The sequence below is a fragment of the Marinobacter algicola DG893 genome, from assembly GCF_000170835.1.
Classification (GTDB): Bacteria; Pseudomonadota; Gammaproteobacteria; order Pseudomonadales; family Oleiphilaceae; genus Marinobacter; species Marinobacter algicola.
The window spans coordinates 73,645-93,918 of the sequence record NZ_ABCP01000006.1 but is presented as its reverse complement, the minus strand read 5'-3'; the positions used below and the strand labels follow the sequence as shown (position 1 = coordinate 93,918).

Below are 20,274 nucleotides of genomic sequence, written 5' to 3'. Positions count from 1 at the left end.
ACTCGCGTAACTGGAACGCAAAAGTTGAACTCGCCCTGCGGAATATTAGCACACTCCGGGGGGCAGACTTCGAGTTTGTAACAGGCTACTCGACCGTAACACTCTTCGCCAGGTTCCGCGGCTGATCCACATCGGTGCCCTTGAGCACCGCAACATGGTAGGAGAGGAGCTGCAATGGCACGGTATAAACGATTGGGGACGTTATCGGGTGTACCGATGGAAGCGGCATCACGTGGATGCCTTCCTGTGGCCGCACGTCCGCCGCCTGGTCGGCAAAGACAAACAGCTCGCCGCCGCGAGCGCGAACTTCTTCCAGGTTGGACTTCAGCTTCTCCAACAGCTCGTTGTTGGGCGCCACCGTAACCACCGGCATCTCCCCATCCACCAGAGCAAGGGGGCCATGCTTAAGCTCACCCGCCGGATAAGCTTCAGCATGGATGTAGGAAATTTCCTTGAGCTTCAGGGCACCTTCCAGAGCCACCGGGAACATGGCACCACGACCCAGGAACAGACTGTGGTTCTTGTCCATGAACGACTTCGACATTTCGGCGATATCGCCATCCAGTGCCAGTACCTGATCCACCTGGCTGGGTAGTAGGCGAATCGCCTCAACAATTTCTGCTTCGCGCGACTCTTCCAGGCCGTTGTGGCGAGCCAGCGCCAGGGTGAAGATCAACAGCGCGGTCAACTGGGTGGTAAACGCCTTGGTGGACGCAACCCCGATTTCCGGGCCGGCCTGGGTCATGATCACCAGGTCAGATTCCCGCACCAGGGAGCTGCCGGGCACGTTGCAGATGGCCATGGCGGCGCGGAAACCGGCCTTTTTCGCCTGGCGCAGGGCAGCCAGAGTGTCGGCGGTTTCGCCGGACTGGGAGATACACAGGAACAGGGTGTCCGGCTGAATCACATGCTTGCGGTAGCGAAACTCAGAGGCCACTTCCACGGAACAGGGCACACCCGCCAGTTCCTCTATCCAGTAACGTGCCACCATGCCGGCATGGTAACTGGTGCCACAGGCGATGATCTGTACATGGCGAACGTCTTCCAGCAGGTTGCCGGCCTGGGTGCCAAGCGCCTGCTCCAACACGCGGGTGTTGGTTACCCGGCCTTCCGTTGTGGCGCGGATGACCCTCGGCTGCTCATGGATTTCTTTGAGCATGAAATGGCGGTACTCGCCTTTTTCGGCGGCGTCCTGGCTGTGTTCAAAACGAATAACCGCACGTTCCACCGGCTGCTTGTTGCGATCATGAATCTCAATGCGATCACGGCGGATATCAGCGATGTCCCCTTCTTCGAGGAACATGAAACGGTCTGTGACCGGCAGCAACGCGAGCTGGTCGGAAGCGATGAAGTTCTCGCCGATGCCGACACCCACCACCAACGGACTGCCTTCACGGCACACCACCATATGGTCTGGCTCGTCGGCATGGATCACCGCCAGCGCAAAGGCACCACGCAAACGTTCAATGGCGGTACTCACCGCCTCGTATAGACTGTTGCTCAGGCGGAACTGCTTTTCGATAAGGTGTGCAACGACTTCGGTGTCCGTCTGGGAGGTGAACTCAAACCCCTCGGCTTTCAGTTCTTCCCGTAACTCCTGATAGTTCTCGATAATGCCGTTATGGACAATGGCCAGGCGGTCACCGGACATGTGCGGGTGAGCATTGATCTGGGACGGTTCACCGTGGGTCGCCCACCGGGTGTGTGCGATGCCGGCAGCTCCCTCAAGCCCGTTGCCAGTGATGGCATCGGCCAGGGCCGCAACCTTACCCACTTCGCGGGCCCGGTTAATGGCTTGTCTGCCGTCAATCACAGCCATGCCGGCGGAGTCGTAGCCCCGATATTCCAGACGACGCAGGCCTTCGAGAAGAATTCCCTGAACATCCCTTTCTGATACCGCACCTACAATGCCACACATGTCGCTGTCACCTGTCCGTTGTAAATCGTTTAAATCACTTTTTCGTCGGCCGTTCCCAGCCGGAGATATTGCGCTGGCGAGCTCGTGCGACCGCCAGCTCACTCTCTGCCACATCGCGGGTGATGGTAGAGCCCGCACCGACGGTCGACCCGGAAGCAATGCTGACCGGCGCCACCAGTGAAGTGTTGGACCCCACAAACACGTCATCACCAATAACGGTTCTGGACTTGTTCACCCCATCATAATTACAGGTGATGGTTCCTGCACCCACATTTACGTTACGGCCGAGTGAGGTATCGCCAACGTAACTGAGGTGGTTGATCTTGCTGCCCTCACCTACATCGGCTTTTTTGGTTTCGACAAAGTTGCCCACCTTGGTCCTGGCCGCCAGTCGGGTACCTGGCCGGAGGCGTGCAAATGGCCCGATACTGGCGCCCGCACCCACGTCTGCACCGTCGATCACTGAGTAGGCTTCAATGCTTGTACCAGCCGCGATTTGGCTGTCCCGTATCACACAACCCGGCCCGATACTGACGCCGTCCGCCAGGGAAACCGTGCCCTCAAACACGACGTTAACATCGATCAGCACGTCCTGGCCCACAGACAACTCGCCCCGCACGTCCACGCGAGCGGGGTCGGCCAGGGTTGCGCCCTCAGTCATTAAACGGTCCGCTTCCTGACGCTGCACCCAACGCTCAAGTTCGGCGAGTTGAAGGCGGTTGTTAACACCCTGGACTTCGTATTCGCTGCCAGGCTGGGCAACCGCGATCTCCACACCGCGATCAGCCGCCATGGCAATGATGTCAGTCAGGTAGTACTCACCTTGGGCGTTACGATTAGAGAGCTGCGGCAACCAGTCCTTCAAGTGCCGTGCCGAGACCGCCAGGATTCCGGTATTTACCTCCCGGATTTGTTTCTGGGCGTCAGTGGCATCCTTCTGTTCCACGATCGCACGCACCTTGCCACTGTCATCCCGCAGGATACGCCCGTAACCATCCGGCGTTTCCAGGTTCACGGTCAACAACGCGAGTGAACGATCACTTACTTGAGAGACCAGGTTCTGGAGCGTTTCAACGTTGGTTAGCGGTACGTCGCCATAGAGAATCAACACCCGAGCCTCATCCGGCAGAGCCGGCAAGGCCTGAGCAACCGCGTGGCCAGTGCCCAGTTGCTGTTCCTGCAGTGCCCAGATGAGATCTTCGGCGGGGGTAATCTGCCGAACCTGCTCCGCACCATGTCCAATGACGCCATGGATACCGGAGGCGCCCAATTGGCGGGCGGTATCAATAACGTGATGGAGCATAGGCTTGCCAGCCACCCGGTGGAGAACTTTCGGCAGCGACGATTTCATTCTTGAACCCTGGCCGGCGGCCAGAATCACAACGTGAAGGGGAGTCATACGATTACCACGCTCCGGATCGGTAGCCAGTTTCAATGCCTGAATACAAAAAAACCGCACCCTTGGTTGCCTGACAACGTTTCGCTGTTCTCAGGCGACTCAGGATGCGGTTTCGGTGATCGGCAGTCCCGAACAGAAATGCTTAACGCATCTTGTTGCGCAGCTGCTGGATGGTGCGAAGCTGAGCAACAGCTTCGGCCAACTCGGCGGCGGCACGGGAATACTCGAACTCACCCGTTTGGTTGGCGAGTGCCTTCTCAGCCTCACGCTGAGCTTCGATCGCCGCTGCTTCGTCCACATCCTTGGCACGGACAGCTGTGTCCGCGAGCAGCGTTACCAGATTCGGCTGAACTTCCAGATAACCACCAGACACGTAGAGGATCTCTTCCTCTCCGCCCTGTTTGATTATCCGGATAGGACCCGGCTTAAGCTGGGTCAGCAGCGGCGTATGACCCGGGGCGATACCCAGGTCACCTTCAGAGCCCGCTGCGATCAGCATTTCAACCAATCCGGAATAGATCTTTGTTTCGGCACTTACCACGTCACAATGCACGGTCATACCCATGTTGTTGCCTCTCTGATCGATCCGGAAACAAGCGCTTTAGGCTCAGATTACTTCTTCGCCTTGCTCTTCATTTCCTTCGCTTTCTCGACCGCTTCCTCAATGGTACCAACCATGTAGAACGCCTGCTCAGGCATATCGTCATAGTCACCGTTGAGAATGCCCTTAAAGCTGCTGATGGTTTCCTTCAGGGAAACGTACTTACCGGGGGAACCGGTGAAGACTTCAGCAACATGGAACGGCTGGGACAGAAAACGCTCGATCTTACGGGCACGGGCAACGGTCAGCTTGTCTTCTTCTGACAGCTCGTCCATACCCAGGATGGCGATGATGTCTTTCAACTCTTTGTAGCGCTGCAGGTTAGTTTGCACGCCACGAGCCACTTCATAGTGCTCGTCACCGATGACCAGCGGGTCCAGCTGACGGGACGTGGAGTCAAGCGGATCGATCGCCGGGTAGATACCCTTGGAGGCGATGTCACGGCTCAGTACCACGGTCGCGTCGAGGTGTGAGAAGGTGGTTGCCGGTGACGGGTCGGTCAAGTCATCCGCCGGCACGTAGACCGCCTGGATGGACGTGATGGAACCGGTCTTGGTCGACGTGATCCGCTCCTGCAGCTCACCCATCTCCTGGGCCAGGGTCGGCTGGTAGCCTACCGCAGACGGCATACGGCCGAGCAAGGCTGATACTTCAGTACCGGCCAGGGTGTAACGGTAGATGTTGTCGACGAACAGCAGTACGTCACGACCTTCGTCACGGAACTTCTCAGCCATGGTGAGACCGGTCAGGGCCACACGCAGACGGTTTCCGGGAGGCTCGTTCATCTGGCCGTAAACCATCGCTACCTTATCAAGGACGTTGGAGTCCTTCATTTCGTAGTAGAAGTCGTTACCTTCACGAGTCCGCTCACCAACACCGGCGAATACGGAGAGACCGGAGTGCTCTTTCGCAATGTTGTTGATCAGTTCCATCATGTTGACGGTCTTACCAACACCCGCACCACCGAACAGGCCAACCTTACCACCCTTGGCGAACGGGCAGATCAGGTCGATAACCTTGATGCCGGTTTCCAGCAGGTCGGCGGAGGCAGACTGGTCTGCATAGCCCGGTGCCTTGCGGTGAATCGCCCAGCGCTCTTCTTCGCCGATCTCGCCCTGTTCGTCGATCGGACGACCCAGAACATCCATGATACGGCCCAGAGTCTGGGTGCCAACCGGTACCGAAATGGCCTTACCGGTGTTGTCTGCTTTCAGGCCTCGCTTGAGACCCTCGGTGCTGCCCATGGCGATGGTACGAACAATGCCGTCACCCAGCTGTTGCTGGACTTCCAGAGTTGTTTCGCCACCTTCAAGCAGCAGTGCGTCATATACGTTGGGTACGGAGTCACGTGGGAATTCCACGTCGATAACCGCGCCAATGATCTGAACGATGTGTCCGCTACTCATGCTCGGTTCCTCGTTATCTAGATAGTCAATAAAACCAGTTGGATTGTTGGCGGATCAGACCGAAGCCGCGCCGCTGACAATCTCCGAAATCTCTTGGGTGATGGCTGCCTGACGCGCCTTGTTGTACGCCAACTGAAGCTCGTCGATGATGCCACCGGCGTTATCAGTTGCGCTCTTCATGGCGATCATACGGGCGGCCTGTTCACATGCCAGATTTTCTACCACACCCTGGTACACCTGGGATTCAATGTAACGTGGCAGAAGGCCATCGAGGATCTGCCTGGCATCGGGCTCGTAGAGATAATCCCACTGGTTCTTGATCTCTTCCTCGTCTTCCCCCGGAGGCAGCGGCAGAATCTGCTCCACCTGCGGGGTCTGGGTCATGGTGTTTTCGAACTCGTTGCTGACCAGATAAAGACGGTCGATCTTGCCTTCCGAGAACGCGTCCAGCATGACTTTGACGTTGCCGATGAGTTTTTCGGAGCTCGGGCTGTCCCCCAGATGGGTCAGCGCCGCAACGACGTTACCGCCGTAGCTCCTGAAGAAAGAAGCACCTTTCTGCCCGATGGCGCACAGATCAGCCTCTACCCCTTTCTCCTTCCACGCTCGCATGTCACGGACAAGCGCTTTGAACAGGTTGACGTTCAGACCACCACAAAGGCCACGATCCGTAGACACCACCACATAGCCCACGCGCTTGACTTCACGCTCGACCATGAATGGGTGCTTGTACTGGACGTTCGCCTTGGCAATGTGCCCGATAACCTGGCGCATCTTTTCCGCATAAGGGCGTGTTGCCTTCATGCGTTCCTGAGCCTTGCGCATCTTGCTCGCCGCGACCATTTCCATGGCGCTGGTGATCTTCTGCGTGCTCTTGATGCTGGATATCTGGTTACGTATTTCTTTTCCGACGGCCATAACTCACTGCCTTCTCAAGTTAGACACTCATTGCTCATAAATCGGCCCGCAACGCATTGCAGGCCCATTCGTTACCAGCTCTGAGTGGTCTTGAATTTCTCAAGTGCAGCTTTCAGGCTCGCGGCGATTTCATCGTTGTAATCGCCTTTCTCGTTGATCTTGTCGAGAAGTTCCTTTTGCTCGGACCGCATCCAGTCCAGCATCAGTGCTTCGAACTTCACTACATTGTCGACATCAACGTCGTCCAGGAAGCCTTCGTTGGCTGCGAACAGAACCGTACCCATTTCAGCCACGGACATCGGGCTGTACTGGTTCTGCTTCATCAGTTCGGTTACCCGCTGACCGTGCTCGAGCTGCTTACGGGTCGCTTCGTCAAGGTCGGAAGCGAACTGTGCGAAAGCAGCCAGTTCACGATACTGGGCCAGCGCCAGACGGATGTTACCGCCAAGCTTCTTCATGATCTTGGTCTGGGCGGAACCACCCACCCGCGATACCGAGACACCCGCGTTCATCGCCGGACGGATACCGGAGTTGAACAGGTTGGTCTCCAGGAAGATCTGGCCGTCAGTGATCGAGATCACGTTGGTCGGTACGAACGCGGAAACGTCGCCGGCCTGGGTCTCGATGATCGGCAGAGCCGTCAGGGAACCGGTCTGGCCCTTCACTTCGCCGTTGGTCAGTTTTTCAACTTCTTCGGCGTTGATCCGGGACGCACGCTCCAGCAGACGGGAGTGCAGGTAGAAAACGTCACCAGGGTAAGCTTCACGGCCCGGCGGACGACGCAGCAGCAGGGAGATCTGGCGATAGGCCACAGCCTGCTTGGACAAGTCATCATAGATGATCAGGGCGTCTTCACCGCGGTCACGGAAGTATTCACCCATGGACGTGCCGGAGTAGGGGGCCAGGAACTGCATCGCTGCAGGATCGGCGGCACCGGCGGCAACCACGATGGTATGGTCCATTGCGCCATGCTCTTCCAGCTTGCGCACAACCGCGGCAATGGAAGACTGCTTCTGGCCGACTGCCACGTAGATACACTTGATGCCGGAATCTTTCTGGTTGATGATCGCGTCGATGGCGACGGCGGTCTTACCGATCTGGCGGTCACCGATGATCAGCTCACGCTGGCCACGACCGATTGGCACCATGGTGTCGATGGCTTTCAGACCGGTTTGGACCGGCTCATCAACGGATTGACGAGCGATAACGCCGGGAGCCACTTTCTCGACCGGTGAGGTCAGATCGGTGCCCAGCTCGCCCTTGCCATCAACGGGATTACCCAGGCCATCAACCACACGGCCCATCAGTTCCGGACCTACCGGTACTTCCAGGATGCGGCCGGTGCAACGAACCTTCTGGCCTTCCGCCAGATCTTCGTAGTCACCCAGTACAACCGCGCCCACGGAGTCACGCTCCAGGTTCAGGGCCATACCGAATACGCCGTTGGCAAATTCAATCATCTCACCGTACATAACGTCGGCGAGACCGTGGATCAGTACGATACCGTCAGAAACGGAGAGGATCGTACCTTCGTTTTTTGCATCGGAAGAGATATCGAGCTTTTCGATTCTCTTCTTGATGATGTCACTGATCTCGGATGGATTCAGTTGCTGCATGCCTTTATCCTCAAACCTTGTGCTGAAATCAGGAGCCCAGAGCGTCGGCCAGTTTGGTCAGCTTTCCGCGTACAGATGCGTCAATCACCATGTCGCCGGTGCGTACAATCACACCGCCGATCAAAGACTTGTCCATTGACGCTGCGAGTGACACTTGACGCTCGAGTTTGGTCGACAGTGCCTGGGCGAGCTTCTGCTGTTGTTCGTCCGTCAGCTCATATGCAGAGGTGACTTCAATATCAACAGTACGCTCAAAGTCAGCCCGGTACGTATTGAAGAGCGCTGCAATCTCGGGCAGAAGACTCAACCGGCGATTGGCCGCCAGAATCATTAAGAAATTGCGAACCGACTCTGTGACGTTGTCTCCAACGCACTCCAGAATCATGTCTGCCTTCTTCTGCTCTTCGGTGCCTGGACTGGCGAGAAGCTGTCGAATGTCTTCGTTGGCTGTAATCTGCCCGGCAACGGTTAGCACTTCAGACCATTCAGCCAGTTGCTTCTGGTCCTGAGCGGCCGAAAATGCTGCCTTTGCGTAAGGGCGGGCCAGCGTTCTCAGTTGTGCCATGATGAACCTCGTCGTTTAGAGTTCTGCTGCCAGCTTGTCCAGCATCTCACTGTGCTTGTTGGCATCGACAGAGGTTTCCAGGATCTTCTCAGCACCGGCAACCGCGATGGCGGCAATTTCCGCACGCAACGCGTCACGAGCCTGATTGCGCTCCTGCTCAATTTCGGCCTTGGCCTGCTCAATCAGCTTCTGGCCTTCCTTGCGGGCATCGTCTTTCGATGCTTCCACAATCTGGGCCGCACGCTTGTTGGCCTGTTCGATCAGGCCAGCCGCTTGCTGTTTGGCTTCACGCAGTTCCTTGGCTGACTTTTCCTGAGCCAGTTCCAGATCGCGCGCGGCGCGGTCTGAGGCAGCCAGTCCGTCAGCGATCTTCTTTTGACGCTCCTGCAGTGCGGCCATAATCGGCGGCCACACATATTTCATGCAGAACACGACAAAGATAAAGAACGCGATGGCTTGACCAATCATCGTCAAATTAATGTTCACGTCTTCACCTCTCGCCTGTTGTGTAAAGAATCATCAGACCGGGAATATTCCCGGCGGCGACTCGATTAACCGGCGATCTGGCCGACAAACGGGTTGGCGAAAGTGAAGAACAGAGCGATACCAACACCGATCATGGTTACGGCGTCCAGCAGGCCTGCAACGATGAACATTTTAACCTGCAGCATCGGGGTCATTTCCGGCTGGCGCGCGGCGCCTTCCAGGAACTTGCCACCGAGGATACCAAAGCCGATAGCGGTACCCAGGGCACCCAGGCCAATCAGCAGTGCAACGGCAATCGCGGTCATTCCAACTACAGTTTCCATGATAACTCCCAGTTTTCAGTTAGGTTTTCAGTTTAAGGGTTTCGGTTTTCAAACTACGGTTTAATGGTTCCGATCAATGACTGTCTTCATGAGCCATGCTCAGGTAAACAATCGTCAGCATCATAAAGATGAACGCCTGCAGCGTGATGATCAGAATGTGGAAAATGGCCCAGGGTACCGACAGCGCCCACTGCGCCCAGAATGGCAGCAGGGCGATCAGGATAAAGATCAGCTCACCGGCGTAGAGGTTACCGAACAAACGCAGTGCCAGTGAAATCGGCTTGGCCAGCAGGCTCACGCCTTCCAGCAGCAGGTTGACCGGTACCAGCAGTACTTTGAGAAAGAAGTTGTCGGAAGAGAACGGGTGCAGGGTCAGCTCGCCAACAAAGCCACCAACACCTTTCACCTTGATGCTGTAGTAGATGATCAGGAAGAACACGGAGAGCGACATGCCCAGTGTGACGTTCACGTCCGTGGTCGGCACAACCTTCATATATTCCAGACCCATCATGTGGAACAGCTGGGGCAGGAAGTCCACCGGCACGAGGTCCATCAGGTTCATCAGGAAGACCCAGCAGAAGATGGTCAGCGACAGGGGTGCAATCACCTTGTTTCGGCCGTGGAAGGTTTCCTTGACGCTGGTGTCGACAAATTCGATCAGGATTTCAACGAAATTCTGCAGACCACCGGGCTGACCGGAGGTTGCACGCTTGGCCGCCATGCGGAACAGAATCAGAAACAATGCGCCGAGGCCAACAGCCCATCCAAGAGAGTCCACGTGAACAGCCCAGAACCCCATATCGGAGGCTTCCCGGGCATTATGGGCCATGGTCCAGCCCGCTTCTGACATCACCGAACCATCCGCACGCTCATAACCGGCCGGAAGTTTACCGTAGGTGAGGTTCTGGAGGTGGTGCTGGATATACTCTGATGCGCTGCCTGCCATAACGTTCTCTCAGGTCCTGTTAGCTTCGCTGCGTTCTGCGGCCCGCAAGGAGCGGAGTCAACCAATTGGTGACCAACATGATCGCAAATGATAAAAAAAGTGCCGCTATATCAAGCGACGGAATCCATTTGAACACCATCGTAAACAGGATGGCGCACAGGATGAGCTTGCCGGCCTCACCCTGATAAAAAGAACTCATGATCTGCCTGGCAGACCGCGCGCCGGAGTAGCGGAAAGCCTTGAAGGCAAAATAGCCGTGGGGCAGAAGAAAAATAAGCCCCCCAAGCAGTGCTGAATAACCGGCCACCTGGCTTTTAAAGAGGAATGCCAGACTGACGACGACCAATACCACACTTTCTATTAAAAACCATCGTGCGATGGGTGGACGCTGTATGCCACCCTGTTCAGCCTTCGTCATGGTATTTCCCGGTTGCCACACCGCTTTGCTTCGGTGCCGTTTATTAATTAGACAATCGCACCGATACAAGCGCCGCAGATTATATGTGTTCAATCTACACGAATCAACAAAACCGGAACGGTCGCTCCGCCCCGAAACACGCAGAAAAACTGGCGTTGGGGGACATGGCGGACACAAATAGACACCAACACGAAGGGGCAGCACTATATGTAGTGGTACCTAGTCAAAACTGACCTTTGGTACCCCACCGTTGGTCGCAGGGTGCCAACACTAAATTGTTAACAGTGGCGCTGTGAAAATCCTGCCAGGGACGTTACTTGATATGGCCCAAAATGCCATCCAATTCGTCGAGGGAGGTGTATTCGATCACCAGCTTGCCCTTGCCACGCTGACCATGATCGATCGACACCCGTGCACCGAGTCGCTCGGCCAGGTCGTCCTGCAGGGCACGGATGTTCGGATCCACTTCACCCTTGGCTTTCTTGCGGTTCGGCGATTCCTGTTGCACCCGGCGAACCAGGGCTTCCGTCTGCCGCACTGACAAGGATTTCGCGACCACCTGTCGTGCCACCTGCATCTGCTGCTCGGGTTGAAGCGTAAGCATGGCGCGGCCATGACCCATTTCCAGATCACCGTGCTCCAGCATGACACGAACGTCTTCCGACAGGCTGATCAGCCGCAGCAGATTGGTGATGGTGGTACGGGACTTGCCCACCGCTTCAGCGACCTGAGCCTGGGTCAGGCCGAACTCATCCTGCAGGCGTTGTAGTGCAAAGGCTTCTTCGATGGGGTTGAGATTCTCGCGCTGGATATTCTCGATCAGCGCCATGGCGATGGCGGCATCATCCGGCACGTCACGGATAATGGCGGGAATACGGTCGAGCTCAGCCATCTGGGTGGCTCGCCAGCGGCGCTCGCCGGCGATCAGCTCAAAGCGGCCTTCGGCAATCGGGCGCACCACCACGGGCTGCATCACACCTTGCTGACGAATGGAGTCCGCCAGTTCCTGCAGAGCCGCCGGGTCCATGTCACGACGAGGCTGGAACCGGCCACGCTGGATCAGGTCAATCGGAACTTCCCGGAGCTCACCATCGTGATCCTTCAGTTCCTGGTCCAGATTGACCCTGGAGCCCTGCAACAAAGCGCCCAGTCCGCGCTCACCCAGTCCTCGTTTCTTCGCCGCCATGGTGTTTGTCATTCTTCCCGATGAAATATCTGTGTGCAAAGGAGAGGTAGTTTACACGGCAACAGCCGCGGATGTCTTTTGCGATCCATGCCGGCGTACCATCTCGCCAGCCAGGGCCAGATAGGCCACCGCGCCCTTGGACGCGCGGTCGTATTTCAGAGCCGGCATACCATAGCTGGGAGCTTCCGCCAGCCTCACGTTGCGGGGGATCACCGCCCGGTAGACCTTGTCGCCAAAAAACTCGTTGAGTTGGCTGGAAACATCCAGAGTCAGGCTGTTGCGGGGGTCGTACATGGTACGCAGGATGCCTTCCACCTGCAGGTCCGGGTTAACGGTTTCCTGAATCTGCTCAACCGTGTTCATCAATGCCGCCAGGCCTTCCAGGGCATAGTATTCACACTGCATGGGAATCAGCACCGTATCCGCCGCTGACAACGCATTGACCGTCAGCAGGCTGAGGGACGGCGGACAGTCGATCAGGATGTAGTCGTAGTTTTCCCGCACCTTGTTCAGGGCCAGACGCAGACGATGCTCGCGGCCGATTTCGTTCATCAGTTCCACTTCGGCAGCGGTCAGGTCGCCGTTGGCCGGCAGTATGTCGAATCCCGAGACGTCAGCCCGGAAAATGACCTCCGCTGCCGCTGCCCGTTTAGTGAGCATGTCGTAACCGGAGAGCTCCAGGGCATTCTTATCCACACCACTGCCCATGGTGGCGTTGCCCTGGGGGTCCATATCCACCAGTAACACGCGGCGCTTGGTTGCGGCCAACGACGCAGCCAGATTGACGCAGGTGGTGGTTTTACCCACACCGCCTTTTTGATTGGTCACTGCAATCACACGCGCCATGACTCGCCTCCTGTCGTGAAATTCTGATGGCTGGAATCCCGACCGATCACCAGCAGGTGCCGGTCGCCGTCCGAGCCAGGTACCGATAATGACTGTCGGGATGTTACCTGCCAACCCGCTGGCAGGGCAGCCACCTCATCATCCGGAAACTGGCCTTTCATGGCAAGGAACTCACCCTCATCCGCAAGCAGATGCCCGCACCAGTTGACGAGATTATCCAGTGCCGTAAACGCACGACTGCTGATCTGCGGGTATCGGACCGCGGGATCACAGCTTTCAGCCCGGCCGTGAATGATCTCGACATTCTTCAGGCCGAGCTCCAGCACACACTGGGTCAGGAAGCGGGTTTTCTTGCTGTTGCTGTCCAGCAGGGTAAAGCGCCTGTCGGGCAACGTGATCGCCAGGGGGATGCCGGGCAATCCGCCCCCGGCGCCAACATCCAGCAGATGATCCGCGGTGACAAACGGCAGGATACTGAGGCTGTCCAACAACTGGCGCGACACCATCTGTCGGGGCTCCCGCACAGCCGTCAGGTTATAGGCCCGGTTCCACTTATTCAGCAGGGCCAGAAACGCCAGCAGCTGTTGCTGGCTGGCGTTGTCCAGTTCCAGGTTGAGGTCAGCCAGGCCCTGGGTGAGCTGGCGTTGCCAGAGTGCGTCGCTCATGGGCGCACTCAGGCGGATTGCTTGCGCAGCAGGTCGCGCTTCTTGAGGTGTACCAGCACCTGGGAAATGGCGGCCGGGGTCACACCCTGGATGCGTGAAGCCTGGGCCACGGTTTCCGGCCGTACTTCCTTGAGCTTCTGCTTGATCTCATTGGACAGGCCACCAATGGCATCAAAATCAATATCATCCGGTAACCGGGTATTTTCATTCCGGCGCAGGCGCTCGATTTCGTCCGCCTGGCGGGAGATATAGCCCTCGTACTTGATCTCGATTTCCACCTGATCCGCCACCGCCGGGTCGTCTGCGTGGCCTTCGGCCATGTCGGCAATGTGGCGATAGTTGATCTCCGGGCGCCGCAGCAGCTCCGCAAGTGTCTGGTCACGGTTCATGGGCTGACGCAGGTGGCTGTTGGCGGCGTCCCCGCCAGATGTGCCCGGATGAATGCGCGTGGTTTCCAGGCGCTGACGTTCAGCGCCGATGGCTTCACGCTTGCTGTTAAAGGCCTGCCAACGCTGGTCATCCACCAACCCGAGCTTGTGACCGGTTTCCGTCAGGCGAAGGTCGGCGTTGTCCTCCCGCAGGATCAGCCTGTATTCAGCACGGCTGGTAAACATGCGGTACGGCTCGGAGGTACCCATGGTGATCAGGTCGTCCACCAGAACGCCGAGGTAGGCTTCGTCACGACGGGGGTACCATTCGTCCTTGTCCTGAGCACGCAATGCCGCGTTGATACCCGCGAGAAGGCCCTGGGCACCGGCTTCTTCGTAACCGGTGGTGCCATTGATCTGGCCCGCAAAGTACAGGCCCTGGATGAATTTGGTTTCCAGGGTGTGGCGCAGGTCCTGTGGGTTCAGGAAGTCGTACTCGATGGCATAGCCGGGCCGCGTGATATGGGCATTCTCGAAGCCCGGAATGGTCCGCACGGCAGCAAGCTGGATGTCGAACGGCAGACTGGTAGAGATGCCGTTGGGGTACAACTCATTGGTGGTCAGCCCTTCCGGTTCCACGAAAATCTGGTGCGAGTCCTTGTCGGCAAAACGATTGACCTTGTCCTCGATGGACGGGCAATAGCGAGGCCCGATACCTTCGATGTTACCGGCAAACATGGGCGACCGGTCAAAGCCACTGCGAATGATGTCGTGGGTTTGTTCAGTGGTGCGGGTAACGTAGCAACATACCTGTTCAGGATGCTGGTTGCGGGAACCCAGGAAGGACATCACTGGCGCCGGATCATCACCCCACTGCTCCTGCATCACCGAGAAATCCACGCTGCGGGCGTCAATACGGGGTGGGGTGCCGGTTTTCAAGCGCCCGACGTTGAACGGCAGTTCACGTAAACGCTGTGCCAGCGCGTTCGCCGGCGCGTCACCGGCACGACCACCGGAATGCTGCTGCATGCCGATGTGGATAACACCGCCAAGGAAGGTTCCGGTGGTCAGCACCACCGTGGGCGCGCGGAAACGAATGCCGGACTGGGTGACCACGCCGGTGATGCGCTCACCGTCCACAATCAGGTCGTCGGCAGCCTGCTGGAACAGGGTCAGGTTAGGCTGGTTCTCGAGGATTTCTCGGATAGCCGCCTTGTACAGCACCCGGTCTGCCTGGGCGCGGGTGGCGCGAACTGCAGGGCCTTTACGGGAGTTCAACACCCGGAACTGGATACCCGCCTTATCGGTCGCCATGGCCATGGCGCCGCCGAGAGCATCGATTTCCTTGACCAGATGGCTCTTACCAATGCCGCCAATGGCGGGGTTGCAGGACATCTGACCCAGGGTCTCGATGTTGTGGGTCAGCAGCAGGGTCTGTGAGCCCATACGTGCAGCCGCCAGCGCGGCTTCAGTACCGGCATGGCCACCACCAATGACTATGACATCGAAACGGGTCGGATAATCCACAACATCACCTCGGCAAACGGGGACTCAGAAAAATTCTCGGTCTCAGGAAACAGCCTGAAAATCAGGGCGGGGAGTATAACGCCTCACCCGGTAAATTGCAGTCAGAATGTGCAAATTTTAACCAGACAGGCGGGGTTATCGAAAGACCCGATCGCTACCTACCCGATACAGCCGATTCAACGGCGGGTTTCACGAATAGTGGATAACCGAAATCTGACGGATATCAGCGGCTTGTAGACACCTTCTCAGAAAACTTTTCAAGAAAGTTATCCACATAAATGACCTTATCAAAAACACCCCAAAAAACACTTTAACCACTTGTTTTATAGAGCTTAAATTTACTTTAATCAAAGCTTATCCGAAGGTTATCCAATAAATTATCCACAACTTTGTGCCACCAGTGGGAAAAGAGCCCCGTCACCGGTATCGCGATGCGCGTTTGGCGGGCACAGTGAGAATTTCTCACGCCAAGCCGCACCTTAATGGTGCGCATGTTCAATCTCTAGCAACGGTTATGTTTTTTTGACGGAATACAGCGCCTTTAATCGTTGGTTTTCTGTCAAATTGGCATGAAATTCGCCAGAAATACTCACTTTCATTCACCTTTCAGCTATGGCCAGGATGGCTTCACTGTTGAGGACCCTGACCATGAACCGTGTTATTTCACTTTCCCGGCATCGGAAATCGCGTACCCAACCTCCTTATCGTGAGAATATCTTCGCAGACCTTGATTTCAGTTCCGCGTACCAGCCAATCCTTAGCCCAACCCACCAGAAGCTCGTGGGATTCGAAGCTCTGGTACGCGTCACCCGCGACCAAATGCCAATCTCACCAGCGGAATTGTTCAGCCGTGCCAGTAGCGGTGAGCAAACAGTGGAACTCGACAGTTTCCTGCTACACCGTCACCTGGAACAGTTTTCCGGTCACTCAATGCCGGTCTGGCTCTTCCTTAATATCAACCCGGAAACCTGTATACATCCCGCCTCTTCCCTGGATCGGCTGGTGGACCATTGCCGATCCTGTGGCATAGCCCCAGACCGGGTGGTCCTGGAATTGGTGGAAACCGCCAGTGAAAACCCCGACGCCCTGCTGAAATTTATCCACATGGCCAAGGCCAAAGGTTTCCGGATTGCCATCGATGATTTCGGCGTAGGGGACTCCAATTTCGAACGGCTCTGGCGAATGGACCCGATGATCGTAAAACTCGACCGCAGCCTGCTGGTCAACGCCGAGCAACACCATCGTGCCCGTCTGTTGCTGGAAAGCCTGGTACGGATGATTCGTGAAAGCGGTAGCCTGGTACTGCTGGAAGGTATTGAAAGCGAGGTTCAAGCTAAAATTGCCCTGGCGACCGAAGCAGATCTGCTGCAGGGATTCCTGCTGGGAAGGCCAGGGGAAGTATGTCCGGCCATCGTGGAACAACGTGAAACCGGCCTCAAATCGGTGATGAATCACTCACGGGAATCGACTCTGCAGGAAAGTTCCGATCACGACGACTTCCTGCGCCTGCTACGCTTTGAGATCCTTGAGACCTGTCACCGACTGGCGCGGGGAGAGGCGTTCACCTCGGCCTGCGAACCCATGCTTCGGATCAGCGGCATAAAGCGCTGCTTCCTGTTGGATCGTGAGGGCGTCCAACAGGGCAACCTCGCCTTCGGCACTCGCCACTTTGCGCCACAGGAATTCAATCCGCTGTACCACTCCGCCGGCGCCTGCTGGGCGCATCGGGAATACTTCCGTAACGCTGTCACACGCCCGCAGCACATCAATGCATCGCGTCCCTACGTGGCGCTACCAGATGCCATCCGTACGGTCACCCTGTCTACCTCGCTCACCAGCGACAACAACCGCCAGGTCTTCTGCGTAGACCTGCACCCCGATGAACTCTTCGGAGGCCAGCTGTGTTTTCCACAAACACTCTGAAACCCGGTCGTTAGAACTGATCCATCTCTTTTGACTGCGGGGCGGCGGTCATACCGCGGCCACCAGGAGACTGGCCGGCCTGTTTTTCCAGCTCCAGTGCAATGGCGTTGGTCGACTTGGCAAACCGGGCCAGCAGGTTGTAGAGCACAGGAATGATAAACAGGGTCAGGGTTGTTGCGAACACCAGCCCGCCGAGGATGACGATACCGATCGAAGCCCGGCTTTCCGCCCCCGCTCCCGTTGCGAGCACCAAAGGCACGGCACCGAAGACGGTGGATATGGTGGTCATCAGCACCGGCCGGAAGCGCAGGCTGGCACCTTCCAGAATCGCGTCCTTCACCTCATAGCCCTTATCACGGAGCTGGTTGGCAAACTCGACAATCAAAATGCCGTTCTTCGCCATCAGCCCCAGCAACATGATGATGCCAATCTGGCTGTAGATATTCAGGCTGATGCCGGCCCACCACAGGCCCAGCAGGGCTCCGGTGACCGCCAATGGTACCGACAGCATGATGATCAGCGGATGAATCCAGCTTTCGAACTGTGCGGCCAGCACCAGGAAAACAATCACGAATGCCAGGCCAAAGGTGACGTAGATCGCCGACGACGATTCCTGGAACTCCCGCGAAAGCCCCTTGTAGCTCACCCTCGCCTCCGGCGGCAAGTTATCCACAGCCAGATTGTTCAGATACGTCAGGGCCGAACCCAAATCGTAGCCATCGGCCAGGGAAGCACTGATGACGACCGCCGGCAACCGGTCGATGCGTCGCAGGTCGGGATTGGCTCCGATTTCTTCCACCGACACCAGGGCCTGGAGGGGGATCAGGGTGCCTCCCTCACGGGGGCGCAGGAAAATCTGCCCCAAGTCCGACGGCGTCGCCCGGTCAGCGTCCGCAGCCTGAAGGATGACGTCGTACTCCCGGCCCCGATCCAGGTAGGTGGTCACTTGCCGCGACGCCAGCATGGTCTGCAGCGTCAGGCCCACATCTTCGATGGTGACATCCAGGTCCGCGGCGCGCTCCCGATCAATGGATACGCGCAGCTCGGGGCGGGTCAGTTCGAAATCGGTTTCCAGATTCAGCAGGTTCGGGTTTTCATTCGCCCGCTCTACAATTTCCTCGCTCCAGGCCTGCACGCTTTCGTAATCCGGCCCGGCCACCACAAACTCCACTGGCTGGTCAAAACCACGCTGACCAAGCCCCGGTGGGTTCACCGCAATCGCGCGAATACCTGTGATTTGGCCAAGCTTGCCTCGCAGCTCGCTGGTGATCTGCTGTTGTTTAACATCACGATCCTCCCACGGCACCAGGCCCATGATCATGAAGGCGTTGTCCTCTTCCTCGCGGAAGCCCACGATCGACAGCAACCGATTGGAAACGCCCTCCTCAAGGTAGGGCAACAGTTCCTGCTCCGCCTTACGCACGTAGTGATCGGTAAACTCGACCGTCGAGCCCCGGGGGGCACTGGTTGGCATGATGATCACGCCCCGGTCTTCCGTGGGCGCCAACTCCTGCGGCAATCTTGGGAAAATCACCGTGGCAACGATAAGCCCGACAAGCCCAAGGCCCAGCAATAAACCCGGCTGATCAAGGGAGAATCTGAGCATGCGTTCGTAGCCGCGGGTCAGGCCATTGAGAACCTTTTCACTGGCTGCCCACAAGCGGTGTCCTTCCGCCGATTCCGGGCTGTGCCGTAGCCATTTGGAGCACAGCATCGGCGCCAGGGTGAGAGCTACCAGGCTGGACACCACCACCGCCGCTGCCAGGGTAAACCCGAACTCGGCAAACAGTCGCCCGATGTTGCCGCCCATAAAGGAGATTGGCACGAACACCGCCACCAGGGTGAGCGTAGTGGCAATGACGGCAAAGGCCACCTGCTTGGCGCCGCGATAGGACGCCAGCAGTGGTGGCTCGCCCTCATCAATCCGGCGCTGGATGTTCTCCAGCATGACAATCGCGTCGTCTACTACCAGACCAATGGCCAGAATCACCGCAAGCAGGGTCAGCACGTTGATGGAGAAGCCGAGAAAACCCAGCCCGATAAAGGCGCCGATAACCGCCACCGGGATGGTCACCGCCGGTATCAGCGTGGCCCGCCAGGAGCGCAGGAAGAGGAATATCACCAGAATGACCAGGGAAACGGCAATGGCGAGGGTAGTTACTACTTCCTTGATCGACGCGCGAATGAATATCGACTCATCGTAGCTTTCGGCAATCGTCACTTCCGGAGGCAGCGTCTCGCGGATCTTTTCAAGCTCCGCGCGCACGGCGTCGGACACCGCCACCGTGTTGGCCTTGGACTGGCGAATAATACCCATACCGATTGCAGTCTTGCCGTTGGCCCGAAGTCGGCTGACATCGGATTCAACCCCCATCTGGACATTGGCCACCTCGCCCAGGCGCAGCAGATCATTGCCGTCGCGGCGAATCACCAGATCACGAAACTGCTCCACATTGGTGAGTCGGCCTTCCGCACGCACCGTGAAGTTGCGGGTGGACGAGTCCACTGAGCCGGCTGGCAGTTCAACGTTATTGGCTCGCAGTGAGCGCTCGACTTCGGCCACGGTGATATCCCGCGCCGCCAGGCGTTCGCGGTCAAGCCAGACCCGGATGGCGTAACGCCGTTCACCACCAATGCGTACGTTGGCAACGCCATCCAGTACGGAAAGTCGGTCGGCAAGCACCCGTTCGGCAAAATCGCTCAGTTCCGCACTGTCCCAGACGTCACTCCGCAGGGTCACCCACATCATCGGTCGGGCGTCTGAGTCAGCCTTCTGGACCACCGGCGCCTCGGCCTCTTCCGGCAGCTGATCGGCGATGCGGGATACTGCGTCGCGCACATCGTTGGCGGCGATGTCGACGTTCCGGGAAATGGTAAATTCGATACTGGTTCGGGATTCGCCCTGTTCGGTGGAGGACTCAATGGAGCGAATACCTTCAATACCGCTGATAGCCCCTTCAACCACCTGAGTGATCTGAGTGTCGACCACTTCGGCTGCAGCACCGATGTAATCCGTGGAAATGGACACCACGGGTGGATCAATATCCGGATACTCCCGCACTGGAAGTCCCAGCAACGCCGCCAATCCGAAGACCACAATGAGAAGACTGAGAACCGTCGCAAAAACCGGACGTTTTATGGAGACATCGGACAGGATCACGGT

At 57.4% G+C, this 20,274-nt stretch carries 17 protein-coding genes; 1 reads left to right on the top strand and 16 read right to left on the bottom strand.

Annotated features, from left to right (window positions below; all coding sequences use genetic code 11):
- Positions 1-85: 85 nt before the first annotated feature.
- The 15 genes from glmS to mnmG form a co-directional block, all read right to left on the bottom strand.
- Positions 86-1,918 (bottom strand): glutamine--fructose-6-phosphate transaminase (isomerizing), encoded by a 1,833-nt coding sequence (gene glmS, locus MDG893_RS06845; RefSeq protein ID WP_007153015.1) that lies wholly within the window; start codon positions 1,916-1,918, stop codon positions 86-88.
- Between the two features lie 34 nt (positions 1,919-1,952).
- Positions 1,953-3,317 (bottom strand): bifunctional UDP-N-acetylglucosamine diphosphorylase/glucosamine-1-phosphate N-acetyltransferase GlmU, encoded by a 1,365-nt coding sequence (gene glmU, locus MDG893_RS06840; RefSeq protein WP_040474392.1) that lies wholly within the window; start codon positions 3,315-3,317, stop codon positions 1,953-1,955.
- Positions 3,318-3,459: 142 nt separating this feature from the next.
- Complete coding sequence (locus MDG893_RS06835) at positions 3,460-3,882, bottom strand: F0F1 ATP synthase subunit epsilon (RefSeq protein WP_007153013.1); 423 nt, start codon at positions 3,880-3,882, stop codon at positions 3,460-3,462.
- A gap of 47 nt (positions 3,883-3,929) precedes the next feature.
- On the bottom strand, positions 3,930-5,324 hold the full coding sequence (atpD, locus tag MDG893_RS06830; RefSeq protein WP_007153012.1) for a F0F1 ATP synthase subunit beta: 1,395 nt from the start codon (positions 5,322-5,324) through the stop codon (positions 3,930-3,932).
- A 54-nt stretch (positions 5,325-5,378) separates the two neighbouring features.
- Entirely contained in the window at positions 5,379-6,242 is an 864-nt protein-coding gene (gene atpG / locus MDG893_RS06825; protein WP_007153011.1) for a F0F1 ATP synthase subunit gamma, read from the bottom strand.
- A 71-nt stretch (positions 6,243-6,313) separates the two neighbouring features.
- Entirely contained in the window at positions 6,314-7,858 is a 1,545-nt protein-coding gene (gene atpA, locus MDG893_RS06820; protein ID WP_007153010.1) for a F0F1 ATP synthase subunit alpha, read from the bottom strand.
- A 28-nt stretch (positions 7,859-7,886) separates the two neighbouring features.
- Positions 7,887-8,423, bottom strand: a complete 537-nt coding sequence (locus MDG893_RS06815; RefSeq protein WP_007153009.1) for a F0F1 ATP synthase subunit delta — start codon at positions 8,421-8,423, stop codon at positions 7,887-7,889.
- Positions 8,424-8,438: 15 nt separating this feature from the next.
- Complete coding sequence (locus MDG893_RS06810) at positions 8,439-8,909, bottom strand: F0F1 ATP synthase subunit B (protein ID WP_040474381.1); 471 nt, start codon at positions 8,907-8,909, stop codon at positions 8,439-8,441.
- Between the two features lie 65 nt (positions 8,910-8,974).
- A complete protein-coding gene (gene atpE, locus MDG893_RS06805; protein WP_012138088.1) occupies positions 8,975-9,232 on the bottom strand; it encodes a F0F1 ATP synthase subunit C in 258 nt (85 codons plus the stop codon).
- A gap of 73 nt (positions 9,233-9,305) precedes the next feature.
- On the bottom strand, positions 9,306-10,178 hold the full coding sequence (gene atpB, locus MDG893_RS06800; RefSeq protein WP_007153006.1) for a F0F1 ATP synthase subunit A: 873 nt from the start codon (positions 10,176-10,178) through the stop codon (positions 9,306-9,308).
- A gap of 19 nt (positions 10,179-10,197) precedes the next feature.
- The gene (locus MDG893_RS06795; RefSeq protein ID WP_007153005.1) at positions 10,198-10,596 is read right to left on the bottom strand and encodes a F0F1 ATP synthase subunit I; all 399 of its coding nucleotides are present in this window, start codon (positions 10,594-10,596) and stop codon (positions 10,198-10,200) included.
- Positions 10,597-10,909: 313 nt separating this feature from the next.
- Positions 10,910-11,782 carry a ParB/RepB/Spo0J family partition protein gene (locus MDG893_RS06790; protein WP_036212072.1) on the bottom strand — a complete coding sequence of 291 codons (873 nt, stop codon included), beginning with the start codon at positions 11,780-11,782 and terminating at the stop codon, positions 10,910-10,912.
- Between the two features lie 51 nt (positions 11,783-11,833).
- Positions 11,834-12,628: a ParA family protein gene (locus tag MDG893_RS06785; RefSeq protein WP_007153003.1), complete on the bottom strand. Its 795-nt coding sequence runs from the start codon at positions 12,626-12,628 to the stop codon at positions 11,834-11,836.
- Positions 12,616-13,293 carry a 16S rRNA (guanine(527)-N(7))-methyltransferase RsmG gene (gene rsmG, locus MDG893_RS06780; RefSeq protein WP_007153002.1) on the bottom strand — a complete coding sequence of 226 codons (678 nt, stop codon included), beginning with the start codon at positions 13,291-13,293 and terminating at the stop codon, positions 12,616-12,618. The genes MDG893_RS06785 and rsmG overlap by 13 nt, the downstream gene beginning before the upstream one ends.
- An 8-nt stretch (positions 13,294-13,301) precedes the next feature.
- Positions 13,302-15,188, bottom strand: a complete 1,887-nt coding sequence (mnmG, locus tag MDG893_RS06775; RefSeq protein WP_007153001.1) for a tRNA uridine-5-carboxymethylaminomethyl(34) synthesis enzyme MnmG — start codon at positions 15,186-15,188, stop codon at positions 13,302-13,304.
- A gap of 648 nt (positions 15,189-15,836) precedes the next feature.
- Between mnmG and MDG893_RS06770 the strand changes: the two genes are divergently transcribed.
- Positions 15,837-17,111 carry an EAL domain-containing protein gene (locus MDG893_RS06770; protein WP_040474380.1) on the top strand — a complete coding sequence of 425 codons (1,275 nt, stop codon included), beginning with the start codon at positions 15,837-15,839 and terminating at the stop codon, positions 17,109-17,111.
- Between the two features lie 10 nt (positions 17,112-17,121).
- On the opposite strand, the gene MDG893_RS06765 is transcribed toward MDG893_RS06770, so the two are convergent.
- Complete coding sequence (locus tag MDG893_RS06765; RefSeq protein ID WP_007152999.1) at positions 17,122-20,271, bottom strand: efflux RND transporter permease subunit; 3,150 nt, start codon at positions 20,269-20,271, stop codon at positions 17,122-17,124.
- Positions 20,272-20,274: the final 3 nt, after the last annotated feature.